Origin of the sequence: Saccharothrix sp. NPDC042600, assembly GCF_040647305.1 — a bacterium.
Lineage (GTDB): Bacteria > Actinomycetota > Actinomycetes > Mycobacteriales > Pseudonocardiaceae > Actinosynnema > Actinosynnema mutabilis.
In genome coordinates, this window is sequence record NZ_JBEZBW010000016.1 from 87,224 (window position 1) to 101,024 (window position 13,801).

The window sequence follows — 13,801 nt, forward strand, 5'->3', positions numbered from 1 at the left end:
CGAACCACTATCATCGCTGCTCGTGGACCTCCTGCGGCACCTCCGGTACTTCCTCGTGGTCGCCGAGGAGCTGCACTTCGGGCGCGCCGCCGCGCGGTTGCACATGTCCCAGCCGCCGCTGTCGCAGAGCATCCAGCGCCTGGAGCGCGAACTCGGGGTCCGCCTGTTCGACCGGGACGCCCGCCGCGTCGCCCTCACCGACGCCGGTCGGCACCTGCTGCCCGAGGCGCGGGACGTGCTGGCCGGCGAGGACCGGTTGCGCGCGTCGGCCGAGCGGTTCCGGCGCGGCGAGGCCGGGACGTTGCGCGCGGGCGTGCCGCCGGACCTGGGCGGCCGGGCGGTCGCCGCGTTGCTGCCCGCCTTCCGGGTGCGCAGCCCGGTGGAGTTGAAGCTGCGCGAGATCGGCACCGCCGAGCAGTTGCGCGCCCTGGCCGACCGGACGCTGGACGTCGGCGTGCTGCGGCTGCCGTTCGACGTGTCGTGGCTGAGCCTGGGGGAGGTGCTGACCAGCCCGCTGGGCGTGCTGCTGCGCGCCGACCACCCGCTGGCCGCCGCGCCCGACGTGCGGCTGGCCGACCTGAACGGCCTGGGCCTGGTGCTGTTCCCGCGCGCCACCGCGCCCGCGTTGCACGACGAAGTGCTCACCACGTGCGCGCGGCACGGGTACACGCCGACCGAGGTGCACCAGGCGGGCAACGCCGAGTTCGCGCTGGGCCTGGTGCTCGCGGGCGGCGCGGTCGCGTTGCACGACGGCGTCTCGCCGCCCGCGGACCTCGCCTGGCGACCCCTGCGCGGCACCCCGCTGCTGTGGCGGACCGCGCCCGCCTGGCCGCGCGGCCGGCACACCCCGGCGGTCACCGCGTTCGCCGACGCCGTCGCGGAAGTGTTGGCCGGACAGGGGATGCGGCCCGCCGAGGGCACCCTCCCGCGCTACCCGCGCCCGGCCGCGGAGTACCTGTCGTGAGCGCCGCCCGCGTCCGCGCCGCGTTCGCCGACGCCGGGGTCACCGGCCGGCTGCACGCCGTCGACCTGGCCGACCCGACCCGCGAGGTGGCGGTCGGCGCGGACGAACCCGTGGTGCTGGCCAGCGTCTTCAAGCTGCCGCTGGTGGTGGCCCTGCTGCGCGGCGGGACGGACCTCACCCGGCGGGTCACCCTCGACCCGGGCGGGCGCAGCACCGGGCCGACCGGCATCGGCGGCATGCTCGACCCGGTCACCATGTCGTTGCGGGACCTGGCTTTCCTCGCGATGACGGTCTCCGACAACGCCGCCGCCGACGCGCTCGTGGACGTCGTCGGCCTGGCCGAGGTGAACCGGGTGCTGCGCGAGCTGGGCCTGGCGAAGACGACGGTCGTCCACAGCGCCCGCGACTGCACGCGGTCGATGGCCGAGGACGCCGCGCCCGCCGAACTCCCCGCCGCCCTGACCGACCCGCTGGTCCTGTCCCGCCTGCGCGCCCTGGACCCGGCCCGAACCAACCGCGGCACGGCCCGCGAGATGACCACGTTGCTGGCGCACGTCTTCGGCGACGACCGCTACGAGCCGATCCGCCGCGCCATGGGGCTCCAGGTGTGGCCGCACCGGCTCGCGTCGGGCTTCCCGTTCGACGACGTCCGGGTGGCGGGCAAGACCGGCACCCTGCCGACCGTGCGCAACGAGGTCGGCGTGGTCTCCTACCCCGACGGCGGCCGGTACGCGGTGGCGGTGTTCACGCGCAGCGCGAGCACGGCGTTCACCGTGCCCGCGGCGGACGCGGTCATCGGCACGGCGGCCCGCCTCGCCGTGGAACACCTGCGCTGACCGACGATCAGATCGAGTCCAGGAACTCGTCGATCTCCGCCAGCGCCCGGTCGCGCACGGGTCCGGCGGACAGGAACAGGTCGTGCAACCCGTTCTCCACCTGCACGACCGTCACCCGCGACCCGATCTTCGGCGCCCACCGCCGCATGTGCTCGACGTCCAGCACGGTGTCCGCGCTCATCGCCTCCGGCGTCCACGTCTTGGCGTGCAGGTGGCTGCGGGCGGACCGGAGGAGCAGCACCGGCACCGACACGTCCAAGCCGCGGTGGACCGTGGCGTGCCCGCGGCGGACCGCCCGCAACCAACCCGCCAGCACGGGGAACGCCTCGATCGGCTTCCACGTCGTGTCGAAGTCCCACTCGCCGTGGTGGTCGGAGTGGATGCTCTGGCCGTACACCGGGCCGAGGCCCTTCTTCAGCACCAGCTTCGGCGCGATCCGGCCCACGGCGCGGATCACCGCCGTGCCGACGGTCCGCGTGATCCACGGCTCCGCCAGGTCCAGCCACGGGCTGTTGAGCACCAACGCGTCGAACAGCCCGCCCGACCGCCGCTCGTGCGCCCACAGCGTGGTGATCAGCCCGCCCGTCGAATGGCCCATCACGACCAGGTGGTGGTGCCCGTCCTCCTCGCGGATCACGCGCACCGCCGCGTCGATCTCCTCGAAGTGCTCGGCCAGGTCGGTCACGAAGTTCGCCGTCTGGCCCGCCTTCAGCGACCGGCCGTACGCGCGCAGGTCCAGCGCGTAGAAGTCGAAGCCGCGCGCGGTGAAGTGCTCCGCCACGTGCGTCTGGAAGAAGTAGTCGGCGAAGCCGTGGACGTAGAGCACCGCGCCCCGGGTCGCCGGCCGGGCGCGGCGGCGGACCAGGGTCGCGCTGAGGTCCCCGCCGCCCAGCGGCAGCGTCCGGGTCTCGTAGTCGGCGCCGAGCACGTCTGCGTTCACCGCGCCAGTGTGCATCGGGAATCCCCGTTCCGGGAGATGACGCTGCCCACCCGTGGCACTGTGGAGGCCATGAGCGAGGAGATCGAGCGGTCGAGTTCGCGCGTGCGGTTCCCGGGCATCAGCCCGCGGGCCTACGAGCACCCGGCCGACCGGGGGGCGTTGGCGGTCTTGCGCGCGGTGCCGGGCATCGGGCCGGTGCTGCAGGCGGTGGCGGGGGCGTTCACCGAGCGCGGTGAGCGGTTGTTGTACGTGGCGTCGGCGATCCGGGTCGGGCCGCGCCAGTACCCCATGATCGACGGGCTGCGGAAGGAGGCCGCGGCGGCGTTGGACCTCGACCCGGTGCCCGAGGTGTTCATCGAGCGCAACCCCGACCCGCAGGCGGTGACGCTGGGCATCGACCGGCCGTTCATCGTGCTGACCACGGGCCTGGTGGAACTGCTGGACACCGAGGGCCTGCGGTTCGCGATCGGCCACGAGATGGGGCACGTGCTGTCCGGCCACGCCCTGTACCGCACGATCCTGTTCCGGCTGATGCAGCTGCAGAACAGCCTGGGCTGGATGCCCGCCGGCTACTGGGCGGTCCGCGCGGTGATCGCGGCGCTCACCGAGTGGTACCGCAAGACCGAGCTGAGCTGCGACCGCGCCGGCCTGCTGGTCGGCCAGGACCCGGCCGCCGCGCTGCGGGTGCACGTGGCGATGGCGGGCGGCATGGACGTCTCGCAGGTGGACACGGCCGAGTTCCTCAAGCAGGCCAAGGAGTACGAACAGGTCGAGGACGTGCGCGACAGCGTGCTCAAGCTGGCCAACACGTGGCGGCGGACCCACCCGATGGCCGTCGTGCGCGCCGCGGAGCTCCAGCGGTGGGCGGCCGGCGAGGAGTACCGGGAGATCCTCACCGGCACCTACCCGCGCCGTGAGGACGACCGCCCGACGTCGTCGTTCACCGAGGACATCAAGAACGCGGCCCGGTCCTACAAGGAGTCCGCGGCCCGGTCCGAGGACCCGCTGGTCAAGGTGCTCAACGAGGTCGGCGACGTGCTGGTCGGCGCGGCGGACAAGGTGCGTTCGCGGTTCGGCGGCGGCAACGGCGGCAAGGACGACGCGGAGTAACCCGAAAGCGTGACAGCACCGCCACTCCGCTGATTGGCGTAGCGCACGCGGCCGTTCTGGCTAGCCTCGGACGGGTGTTGCCGATCAGAGGAGGCCTTGTGCGGCTGGGTGCGCTCGTGGCGGTGTTGGCGGTGCTGTTCGGGGGTTCGGCGGCGGCGGACCCGAGAGTCGTCGGCGGTGACCGGGTGAAGATCGCCGACCACCCGTGGGTCGTGTTCATCGCGGACGCGAGCGGCAACCAGTTCTGCGGCGGGACGCTCGTCGCGCCGACCAAGGTGGTCACCGCGGCCCACTGCGTCGCCGGCCGCTCCCCGCGCTCCACCCGGGTCGTCGTCGGCCGCGAGGACAAGCAGAGCGACGCGGGCCGGGTCGTCCGGCTCGCCACGATCTGGACGCACCCGGACTACATCAGCGCCGACCGCGGCGACGACGTGGCCGTGCTGACCCTGCGCGAGCAGGTGACCGCGCGGCCGGCGCGACTGGCCGACAGCGCCGCCCCGTACGCGGCCGGGACGAAGGCGTTCGGGCTGGGCTGGGGCCGGACCTCCGAGCAGTCCCCGGCCTCGCGCTACCTGCTCGGCGTGACCCTGCCCGTGGTGTCCGACGAGGACTGCGGGAGCGCGTACTTCCAGTACGACGCCGAGTCGATGGTGTGCGCCGGTTACGAGGAAGGCGGCAGGGACACCTGCCAGGGCGACTCCGGCGGCCCGCTCGTGGTCGGGGAGGTCCTGATCGGCATCACGTCGTGGGGCGAGGGCTGCGCCCGGCCGGGCAAGTACGGCATCTACTCGCGCGTGGTGACCTACCACGACCTGCTGTCCGACCAGATCGCCCTGACCGGGGGAAACACCTCCGAGTGACGTGAGTGGCGGTGGCCGGGGCGACTCATTTCAGTGCTGGGCATGAGGACTTTCATGGCCGTGCTGCTGGCACTGGTGACGTTCGCCCCGTCCGCCGTCGCGACCGAGGACCCGAGGATCGTCGGCGGCACCGTCGTGGAGGACGTCGATGACTACCCGTTCGTCGTGGCCCTCACGACCGCCGGCGGCCGGCAGTTCTGCGGCGGCGCGCTGATCGGGCCCCACCAGGTCATGACGGCGGCGCATTGCGTGGTCGACACCAGCCCCGAAGACATCAAGGTCGTGATCGGCCGCCTGGACATGACCACGAGCGAGGGCGTGGTCTCCCGGGTGATGCACATCAGGCAGCACGAGGACTACCAGCAGGCGGAAGAGGGCGACGACATCGCCTGGATCACCACCGAACGGCCGCTCACGGACCGGTACCGGCCGGTCGAGCTGCCCGAGGCGGCGGACGTCCTCTACCGGCCCGGCACGCTGGGCACCGTGCTCGGGTGGGGTCGCACCACCGAGGGTGGCCAGTCCAGTGACGACCTGCGCGAGGTGGACGTGCCGATCTTGTCCAACATGGACTGCAAGAAGGCGTACAAGCAGTACGACAAGCTCACGATGTTCTGCGCCGGCTTCCCGGGGGGCGGCAAGGACTCGTGCCAGGGCGACTCGGGCGGTCCGTTGGTCGTGAACGGCAAGCTCGCCGGCCTCGTCTCGTGGGGCGAGGGTTGCGCGAGGCCGGGCAAGCCGGGCATGTACACGCGGGTCAAGTTCTACGTGACCGACTGATCAGACGACCAGGCCGACCGACATCGCGAAGAAGACCGCCGCGCACACCGCGTCCAGCGCCGTGGTCACGCCGGGGCGGCCCAACCGGGTCGCCATCCGGCTCGCCGCCAGCACGATGAGCAGCTCCCACAGCGCCGCCAGGCCCAGGAAGACCACCGCCAGCAGCGCGAGCTGCGCCGTCGGGCTGCCCGTCCCGATGAACTGGGGCAGGAAGGCCAGCGAGAACAGCAGCATCTTCGGGTTGGTGATGTTGGTCAGGAACCCCTGGCGGAACGGGCGGACCGACGCGACCTCGCCGTCGTCCTCGACGCCCACCCGGCGGATGAGGCTGCGCGCGATGGTCACCGCCAGGTAGAGCAGGTAGGCCGCGCCGATCCAGCGCAGCGCGGTGAGCACCGGCGGGTACTGCGCGATCACCACGCCGAGGCCGGAGATCACCAGCAGCACCTGCACGGCGGCGGCGGTGTGGATGCCGGCCAGCGCCCACAGGCCGGCCTTCGTCCCGGCGCGCAGGGACGTCCGGAGCAGGAGGAAGGCGTCCACGCCCGGCGTCAGCACGACCACCGCGCACGCGATCAGGAACGCCGGTAGCTGGGTGAAGTCCAGGTGCATGTTTCCCCTCCCTCAACGGCCGGACAGATGCGCGTGATCTGCCTCACGCGCCGTGGAATCTTCGGCTCTACGGGATCCTAACAACAAATTTTCCGGATTTGATACCCGGCGAGCCGGGCCGCTACTGTCAGTGCGCATTCGGCCACCTGTCGTAGAGGGGTGCTCCATGCGGATCACTGCGCTGGTCTTCGCCGTGCTCGTCCTCGTCGCCACGCCGGCCGCCGCTGTCGTGGGCGGGCGGGAGGCCGCCGACCAGCCGTGGGTGGTCGCGCTGTACGACCGGTACGGGCAGTTCTTCTGCGGGGGCGCGTTGATCGCGCCGGACAAGGTGCTCACCGCCGCGCACTGCACGGTCGAGCGGTCGGCCCTGGGCACCCGGGAGCGGCTGGTGGGCGACCTGCGGGTGGTCGCGGGCCGGCGCGACCTGGACGGCTCCGAGGGGCGGGAGGTGCGGGTGGCCTCGGTGTGGCGGCACCCGGACTTCGAGACCGCGGCCCAGGGCGACGACATCGCCACGCTCACCCTGGTCCAGCGGCTGCCGTACCGGCCGGTCCCGCTGGGCGAGGCCGGGCCGGGCGACGTGGCCACCGTGTACGGGTGGGGCCGCACCGCCGAGTTGGCCCCGCCCAGCGCCACGCTGCGCGAGGTGGACCTGCCGGTGCTGAGCGACCAGACGTGCGCGAGGGCGTTGGAGGGCTTCCGGGCCGACACGATGCTGTGCGCCGGCTACCCCGAGGGCGGCAAGGACGCCTGCGAGGGCGACTCCGGCGGGCCGATGACCGTGCGCGGCGCGCTGGTCGGGATCGTCTCCTACGGCAAGGGGTGCGCGCGGGCCGGGCTGCCCGGCGCCTACACCAGGGTGAGCCGGTACCTCGACCGGATCTGAGACTGTGGTACCAATCCGGGGTGCGTTCGCAACCGTTCCCGGCCACCCTGCGCCGCAAGTGGTCCGCCGACCTGACCGCGGCGGAGGTCTACCACCTGCTCAAGCTGCGCAACGACGTGTTCGTGGTCGAGCAGAACTGCGTGTACGCCGACCTCGACGGTCGTGACCTCGAACCCGCCACCCGGCACTTCTGGCTGGAGGTCGACGGCGTGCCGCAGGCCTACCTGAGGCTGCTGGAGGAGCCGGGCGGCACCTACCGCATCGGCCGGGTCTGCACGGCCCGCGCCGCGCGCGGCCTCGGGTTCAGCCGGCGGCTGGTGGAGGCGGCGCTGGTCGAGGTCGGGACCACCGAGTGCGTGCTGGACGCCCAGACCTACGTCGCCGACTTCTACGCCTCGTTCGGGTTCCGGCCCGAGGGCGCGGAGTTCATCGAGGACGGGATACCGCACCTGCGGATGCGCCGGTCTCGCTGATCACCCGCACCGCGCGCTCGACGTCGGCCTCGGTGAGGTCGGCGCGGGCGGTCAGCCGGATGCGCGAGACCTGGTCGGGCACCGACGGCGGCCGGAAGCAGCCGACCAGGACGCCCTGCGCCCGGCACCCCTCGGCCCACGCGACGGCCGCCTCCGGCGACGGCGCCTGCACCGACACCACGGCGGCGGTCGGCGAGCTGACCCGGAACCCCTTGTCCTTCAAGCGGAACGCCAGGTCCTGCGCCACGTCCAGGGCGCGCGCGGGCCGGTCCGGCTCCTCGCGCAGCACCTTCAGCGCGGCCAGGGCGGCGGCGGCGCTGCTGGGCGCCAGACCGGTGTCGAAGATGAACGTGCGCGCGGTGTCCACCAGGTGCTTGATCACCCGGCTGGGCCCGAGCACCGCGCCGCCCATGGCGCCGAGCGACTTGGACAGCGTCACCGTCGTCACCACATCGGGTGCTTTCGCCAGGCCGGCCGCGTGCACCGCGCCCCGCCCGCCGTCGCCGACCACCCCCAGGCCGTGCGCGTCGTCCACGACCAGTGCCGACCCGTGCTCCCGGCAGGTCGCGGCCAGCTCGGCCAGCGGGGCCAGGTCGCCGTCGACGGAGAAGACCGAGTCGGTCACCACCAGCGCGCGCCGCTTGCCGCGGGTGGCCAGGGCGTGCGCGACCTTCGGCACGTCGCAGTGGCCCGCGACGACGACGTCCGCCTTGGACAGCCGGGTCCCGTCGATCAGCGAGGCGTGGATGTGCTGGTCGGCGACGATGGCCGTGCCGGGGCCGGACAGGGCGGTGAGCACGCCCAGGTTGGCCGCGTAGCCGGAGGAGAACACCAGCGCGGACTGGGTGCCGCAGAAGTTGGCCAGCTCGTACTCCAGCTCGGTGTGCAGCTCGGTGGAGCCGGTGACCAGGCGGGAGCCGGTGGAGCCCGCGCCCCAGCGCAGCGAGGCCGCCGCGGCGGCGCCCGCGACCCGCTTGTCCCGGGCCAGGCCCAGGTAGTCGTTGGACGCGAGGTCGAGGTCGGTCGAGTCGGCCGGGCGCGGGCGCACCCGACGGGCCAGGCCCGCCTTCGCGCGCGCCTCGGCACGCGTGTCGATCCAGTCGAACACCGACTCCGGCGCGGACACCCCTGTGCTCACACTCACGCCGGCAGTGTCGCATCCGACGGTTACCGTCCCCGCGTGGACCTCTTCCAGCTCGGGCGGGACGACCTGCGGTCGCTGCGCGTGGACGCGCCGGTCCACCGCGACGAGCGGACCGGGTTGTGGCTGGTCAGCCGGTACGCCGACGTCAAGGCGGTGCTGGCGGACCCGGGGACCTTCCACCCGGACAACGCGCTGACGGCCGTGACGCCGATCCCGTCGCCGGTGCTGCGGACCCTCGCCCGATCGGGCTTCTCCCTGCCGCCGACCCTGGCCAACAACGGCACCGACACGCACACGGGCCTGCGGAGGCTGGTCGCCGCTTTCCTCACACCTTCGCGGGTCGCCGCCATGCGTCCCCGGATCGCCGAACTGGCGCGCGAACGTTTGCGGTGCTTGATTGCCGCTGCTCCGCAGACGGCGGCTCGGTCGCCGGAAAGTCGGCAGGCCGCGCCTGGTTTCGCGTCGATCGAAAAGCGTGATCGCCACGAAACCAGGCGCGGCCTACCGACGCGACCTCGCGGATTGAGCGGAACCGTTGATCTGCACCCCGCGTTGGCGCGGGACCTGCCGGCGATCGTGCTGCTGGAGGTCATGGGCATCCGGGACGTGGATGTCGACAAGCTCAAGGCGTGGAGCACGGCGTCGCTGGAGCTGTTCTGGGGTGACGTGACCGTCGAGCGCCAGCACGAGCTGGCCGGCCCCGCCGCCGAGTTCCACCAGTGGCTCACCGCGCGGATCAAGGCCGCCGACCCCGCCGGCGACGACCTGTTCGCCGCGCTGCGCCGCGCGGGGGTGCCGGTGCGCGACGCCGCCGGGCTCTGCTACTTCCTGCTGATCGCGGGCCAGGAGACCACGACCCAGCTGCTGTGCGCGGTGTTCGACGCGGTGCTGCGGCACGGCGACCTCTGGGACCGGCTGGGCGAGCCCGGCATGGCTGAGCGGTGCGTCGAGGAGGTGCTGCGCCGCGACCCGCCGGTCAACACGTGGCGGCGGGTGGCGGCGCGGGACGTGACGCTCTCCGGCGTGGCCGTGCCGAAGGGCGCGCAGCTGCTGCTGATGCTCGCGGGCACCGGGTCCGACCCGGAGGTGTTCGACGAGCCGGAGCGGCTGTGCCCGGCCCGGCCGAACGCGCGCAAGCACCTCGCGTTCGGGTTCGGCCGGCACTTCTGCCTGGGCGCGGGCCTGGCCCGGCTGGAGGCGGAGGTGGTGCTGCGGGAGACCTTCGCGCGGTTCCCCCGCCTGCGCCTGGCCTCGGCGGAGCCGCCGCCGATGCTCGGGCTGCTGTCGTTCCGGGCGCCGCTGAGCGTGCGCGTCGAGCTAGGGGACGAGGATCAGCTTGCCGGTGGTGGCGCGGGACTCCAGGGCCTCGTGGGCGCGGGCGGCCTCGGCCAGCGGTAGCGCCTCGCCCAGGGTCGTCCGCAAGCCCAGCCCGAACACCTTGCGCACGTTGTCCGGCGTGAGCGGGTTGCCCAGGCCGATCAGCGCGACGCCCTTGGCGAAGACGTCCGACGCGGTCACGTCCAGCGGCTCGCCACTGGCGAAGCCGAACACCACCAGCCGGCCGGCGCCGGGGCGGAGCAGGTCGAACGACTGCCGGGCGGTCGGGCCGCCGACGGAGGAGAACACCACGTCCACCTCGCCGACCCGCTCGGCCCAACCCGCGGCGCTGTAGTCGACGGTCTCGTGCGCGCCCAGCTCGCGGGCGTGCGCCAGCTTCTCCGCGCTGCTCGCGGCGGCGACCACGGTGGCCCCGGCGCGGGCGGCGAGCTGCACCAGGAGACCGCCGACGCCGCCGCCGGCCGCCTCGACCAGCACCCGGTCGCCCGGCGCGACGCGGGCCCGTTCGACGGCCTGGACCGCCGTCGAGCCCTGGAGCAGCAGGGCGAGGGCCTCGTGGTCGGAGACGTGGTCGGGCACCTCGACGCCGTCGCGCACGGCGGCCAGCTCGGCGTAGCCGTCACCGGCCGGGACGCCGATGATCCGGCGGCCGTCCGCGGTGACGCCGACGACCTCGCTGCCGAGCTGACCGGTGGGGTCGAGGGCCGCCGGGTACCAGGGGAAGAGCTTGCGGCCCTTGCCCGAGCGGATCACCGTCTCGCCGTAGTTCACGCCGATCGCCGTGACGCGGACGAGTTCCTCGCCGGGGCCGGGCACCGGGTCGGGCACCTCCACGACCCGCAGGACGTCCGCCGGGCCGAACTCGTTGAACCGCACCGCTCGCATCTGCCGTCCCCTCGATGAAGCGGACCGGCGGTCCGCTTTGCTGTTCGCTACGATACGGACTGCCGGTCCGGTTCTGTCAAGTCGTGGGAGGTGCCCGTGGCCGAACGCCGCGACGCCGCGCGCAACCGGGCCGCGATCCTCGCCGCCGCGTCGCGGCTGATCGGGGAACGCGGGCTCGACGAGGTGAACATGGAGGACGTGGCGGTCGCGGCGGGCGTCGGCAAGGGGACGGTGTTCCGCCGGTTCGGCGACCGCGAGGGGTTGATCCAGGCCGTCGTGGCGGAGAGCGCCGAAGCGTGGAAGGCCGAGTCCGAAGTGCTCGTGACGGCCACCGACCGGCCGCCGGACGAGAGGGTGATCACGTTCGTGGCCACCCTGTTCGACCACGTGGTGGCGAACCTGCCGGTGGTCCGGGCGTTGGAGCGGGTGTCGGCGCGGGGCAGCGGGTGCGACGCCAACCTCGACCTCACGCACGCCCGGTTGTCGGCGTTGATCGCGCAGGTCAGGCCGTACGAGGACGCGGATTTCCTGGCGCACGCGCTGCTGGCCAACCTGCGCGGGGAACACCTCCACCACCTGGTCCACCGGGTCGGTCTGCCGGTGGGGCAGGTGCGGCTGGGTGTGATCGCGCTCGCGCGGGCCGTGCTGACCGGGGACTTGGTCGGCGCCGGCCGGGATGCGACGATGCCTCCGCTGTAGGGGTGCGCGAGGAAGCCGGTGCGAATCCGGCACGGTCCCGCCACTGTGACCGGGGGAGTTCCGCCGGGAGTCAGGAACTCGGCCCCCGGAACCACTCGACCGGACACGGGCGTGGACACCCGAGGAAGGACACCGCCGCATGGGCGCGCGTTTCCCCTTTTCCGCCGTCGTCGGACATGACGACCTCCGCTTGGCCCTGCTGTTGAACGCCGTGCACCCCGGGATCGGCGGTGTGCTGGTGCGGGGTGAGAAGGGGACCGCGAAGTCGACCGTGGTCCGGGCGCTGGCGGCGCTGCTGCCGGAGTTGGACGTGGTGCCGGGCTGCCGCTTCGCGTGCGACCCGGCGGTGGAGACCGAGTGCCCCGACGGCCCGCACGGGCGGCCTCCGGCCCCCGTCTCGATCGTCTCACGCGCCACCGACAATTCGGGCGTCCCGGGCGTCCCGGGCGTCTCGGGCGTCCCGGGCGTCTCGGGCGTCCCGGGCGTCTCGGGCGGCGCGGTCGGCGCGGGCGGCGCGGTCGGTGGTGTCGGTGGTGTCGAGCGGCGGCCGGCGCGGTTGGTCGAACTCCCGGTCGGGGCCACCGAGGACCGGTTGATCGGGTCCCTCGACCTCGAACGCGCGTTGACCGAGGGCGTCCGCGCGTACCAGCCGGGGCTGCTCGCCGCCGCGCACCGGGGCGTTCTCTACGTGGACGAGGTCAACCTCCTGCACGACCACCTGGTGGACCTGCTGCTCGACGCCGCCGCGATGGGCCGCGCCCACGTCGAGCGCGAAGGGGTCTCCGTCTCGCACGCGGCCTCCTTCCTCCTGGTCGGCACGATGAACCCCGAGGAGGGCGAACTCCGCCCGCAGCTGCTGGACCGCTTCGGCCTCACCGTCACCGTCAAGGCCGCCCGGGACGTCGCGACCCGCACCGAGGTCATCCGCCGCCGCCTCGCGTACGAGGCCGACCCGGTCGGGTTCGCCGCGCGGTGGGCCGAGCAGGACGCCGAGCTGGCCGCCCGGATCGTCACCGCCCGCGACCGCCTGTCCACCGTCGTGCTGCCCGACGCCGAGCTGCGCCGGATCGCCGCCGTGTGCGCGGCCTTCGAGGTGGACGGCATGCGGGCCGACCTGGTCGTCGCGCGCACCGCCGTCGCCCACGCCGCCTGGCGGGGTGCGGACGAGGTCGCCGAGGCCGACGTCGAGGCCGCCGTCCGGCTCGCGCTGCCGCACCGCAAGCGCCGCGACCCGTTCGACGAGCCCGGCCTCGAAGAAGAGCAGCTCGAAGACGCGATGAAGCAGGGTGCCGAGCACGCCGCCGAACCGGAACCCGACCCCGATCCCGACCCCGACGGTCCGGACGGCGGTGGTCTGCCCGGCGACACGCCCGACCTGGCCGACGACGCGAGCGGCCCGTCGCCCGAGCAGCCCGCCGCCGACGGCCGCGGTGCCGGTGCCGAGCGCACGCACGCGCCGGCGCCGTCGTTCCGCACGCGGTTGCTCCAGGTCCCGGGCGTGGGTGAAGGCGCGCCGGGCAAGAGGTCGCGGGCACGGGCTCGCACCGGGCGGGTCGTCCGTTCGTCCACTGTGGACGGCAGCGGGCTGCACCTGGTCGGCACGCTGGGCGCGGCGGCGCCGCACCAGGCCGCGCGCGGGCGCAGCGGTCCCGGGCTGGTGCTGCGCGGCGCCGACCTGCGGCGGGCGGTCCGCGAGGGCAAGGAGGGCAACCTGGTGCTGTTCGTGGTCGACGCGTCCGGCTCGATGGCCGCCCGGCAGCGGATGTCGGCGGTCAGCGGCGCGGTGATCTCGCTGCTGCGCGACGCCTACCAGCGGCGGGACAAGGTCGGTGTGATCACCTTCCGCGGGAACGGCGCCGAGACCGCGCTCCCGCCGACGAACTCCGTGGACGCCGCCGCCGCCCGCCTGCGGCAGCTCCGCACGGGCGGCCGGACGCCCCTCGCGGACGGGCTCCTGAGGGCGCGCAAGGTGCTCCAGACCGAACGGGTCCGCGACCCGCGCCGCCGCCCGCTGCTGGTCCTGCTCACCGACGGCCGCGCCACCGCCACGGGCACCGGCGGCGACCCGATGCGCGACGCCCTGCGCGCCGCCGGCCTGCTGGCCGCCGACGAGGTGGCGGCCGTGGTCGTGGACTGCGAGTCCGGCCACGTCCGGCTGGGCTTGGCCGCCCGCGTCGCCCAGGCGCTGGACGCGGTGTGCCTGCGCCTCGAAGAACTGTCCGCCGACCAGGTCGCCGGCGTCGTGCGCGCCGCACGCGCCGCGTAAAGGAGCCC

Annotated in this window: 14 protein-coding genes and 1 riboswitch; of the genes, 10 read left to right on the forward strand and 4 right to left on the reverse strand. The window is 73.9% G+C overall.

All coding sequences use genetic code 11. The features are described from left to right. Positions 1 to 22 precede the first annotated feature (22 nt). Positions 23 to 964, forward strand: a complete 942-nt coding sequence (locus AB0A74_RS14050) for a LysR substrate-binding domain-containing protein (RefSeq protein WP_358249312.1) — start codon at positions 23 to 25, stop codon at positions 962 to 964. Further along, positions 961 to 1,800: a serine hydrolase gene (locus AB0A74_RS14055; protein ID WP_358249314.1), complete on the forward strand. Its 840-nt coding sequence runs from the start codon at positions 961 to 963 to the stop codon at positions 1,798 to 1,800. Before AB0A74_RS14050 ends, AB0A74_RS14055 begins: the two co-directional genes overlap by 4 nt. Positions 1,801 to 1,807: 7 nt before the next feature. Here AB0A74_RS14055 and AB0A74_RS14060 read toward each other — a convergent pair whose 3' ends face one another. After that, positions 1,808 to 2,740 (reverse strand): alpha/beta hydrolase, encoded by a 933-nt coding sequence (locus AB0A74_RS14060; protein WP_358249315.1) that lies wholly within the window; start codon positions 2,738 to 2,740, stop codon positions 1,808 to 1,810. Between the two features lie 69 nt (positions 2,741 to 2,809). Here AB0A74_RS14060 and AB0A74_RS14065 point away from each other — a divergent pair, with 69 nt between their 5' ends. The 3 genes from AB0A74_RS14065 (at position 2,810) to AB0A74_RS14075 (ending at position 5,490) form a co-directional block, all read left to right on the forward strand. Beyond that, positions 2,810 to 3,850 carry a M48 family metallopeptidase gene (locus tag AB0A74_RS14065; protein WP_358249317.1) on the forward strand — a complete coding sequence of 347 codons (1,041 nt, stop codon included), beginning with the start codon at positions 2,810 to 2,812 and terminating at the stop codon, positions 3,848 to 3,850. 98 nt (positions 3,851 to 3,948) lie between these two features. Beyond that, a complete protein-coding gene (locus AB0A74_RS14070) occupies positions 3,949 to 4,710 on the forward strand; it encodes a serine protease (protein WP_358249319.1) in 762 nt (253 codons plus the stop codon). Positions 4,711 to 4,752: 42 nt separating this feature from the next. Further along, positions 4,753 to 5,490: a serine protease gene (locus tag AB0A74_RS14075; protein ID WP_358249321.1), complete on the forward strand. Its 738-nt coding sequence runs from the start codon at positions 4,753 to 4,755 to the stop codon at positions 5,488 to 5,490. On the opposite strand, the gene AB0A74_RS14080 is transcribed toward AB0A74_RS14075, so the two are convergent. Continuing rightward, positions 5,491 to 6,102, reverse strand: coding sequence for a LysE family translocator (locus tag AB0A74_RS14080; RefSeq protein WP_358249323.1), 612 nt, complete (start codon positions 6,100 to 6,102; stop codon positions 5,491 to 5,493). It lies immediately after the preceding gene. A gap of 166 nt (positions 6,103 to 6,268) precedes the next feature. Here AB0A74_RS14080 and AB0A74_RS14085 point away from each other — a divergent pair, with 166 nt between their 5' ends. Together AB0A74_RS14085 and AB0A74_RS14090 are read left to right on the forward strand one after the other, a co-directional pair. Further along, positions 6,269 to 6,988, forward strand: a complete 720-nt coding sequence (locus tag AB0A74_RS14085; protein WP_358249325.1) for a serine protease — start codon at positions 6,269 to 6,271, stop codon at positions 6,986 to 6,988. Between the two features lie 20 nt (positions 6,989 to 7,008). Beyond that, positions 7,009 to 7,461: a GNAT family N-acetyltransferase gene (locus AB0A74_RS14090; protein WP_343934597.1), complete on the forward strand. Its 453-nt coding sequence runs from the start codon at positions 7,009 to 7,011 to the stop codon at positions 7,459 to 7,461. On the opposite strand, the gene AB0A74_RS14095 is transcribed toward AB0A74_RS14090, so the two are convergent. Then, positions 7,415 to 8,605, reverse strand: a complete 1,191-nt coding sequence (locus AB0A74_RS14095) for an 8-amino-7-oxononanoate synthase (RefSeq protein ID WP_358249327.1) — start codon at positions 8,603 to 8,605, stop codon at positions 7,415 to 7,417. The two genes, AB0A74_RS14090 and AB0A74_RS14095, sit on opposite strands and share 47 nt — an antisense overlap. A 36-nt stretch (positions 8,606 to 8,641) precedes the next feature. Here AB0A74_RS14095 and AB0A74_RS14100 point away from each other — a divergent pair, with 36 nt between their 5' ends. Further along, positions 8,642 to 10,003 carry a cytochrome P450 gene (locus AB0A74_RS14100; protein ID WP_358249329.1) on the forward strand — a complete coding sequence of 454 codons (1,362 nt, stop codon included), beginning with the start codon at positions 8,642 to 8,644 and terminating at the stop codon, positions 10,001 to 10,003. Here AB0A74_RS14100 and AB0A74_RS14105 read toward each other — a convergent pair. Further along, positions 9,923 to 10,828, reverse strand: coding sequence for a zinc-binding dehydrogenase (locus AB0A74_RS14105; RefSeq protein ID WP_358249331.1), 906 nt, complete (start codon positions 10,826 to 10,828; stop codon positions 9,923 to 9,925). The genes AB0A74_RS14100 and AB0A74_RS14105 overlap by 81 nt on opposite strands. Positions 10,829 to 10,924: 96 nt before the next feature. On the opposite strand from AB0A74_RS14105, the gene AB0A74_RS14110 reads away from it, so the two are divergent. Together AB0A74_RS14110 and AB0A74_RS14115 are read left to right on the forward strand one after the other, a co-directional pair. Beyond that, positions 10,925 to 11,527 (forward strand): TetR/AcrR family transcriptional regulator, encoded by a 603-nt coding sequence (locus tag AB0A74_RS14110; RefSeq protein WP_358249333.1) that lies wholly within the window; start codon positions 10,925 to 10,927, stop codon positions 11,525 to 11,527. Next, positions 11,497 to 11,628: riboswitch (cobalamin riboswitch) on the forward strand. It overlaps the preceding gene by 31 nt. A gap of 38 nt (positions 11,629 to 11,666) precedes the next feature. Further along, the gene (locus AB0A74_RS14115) at positions 11,667 to 13,793 is read left to right on the forward strand and encodes a magnesium chelatase subunit D family protein (protein WP_358249335.1); all 2,127 of its coding nucleotides are present in this window, start codon (positions 11,667 to 11,669) and stop codon (positions 13,791 to 13,793) included. Positions 13,794 to 13,801 lie beyond the last annotated feature (8 nt).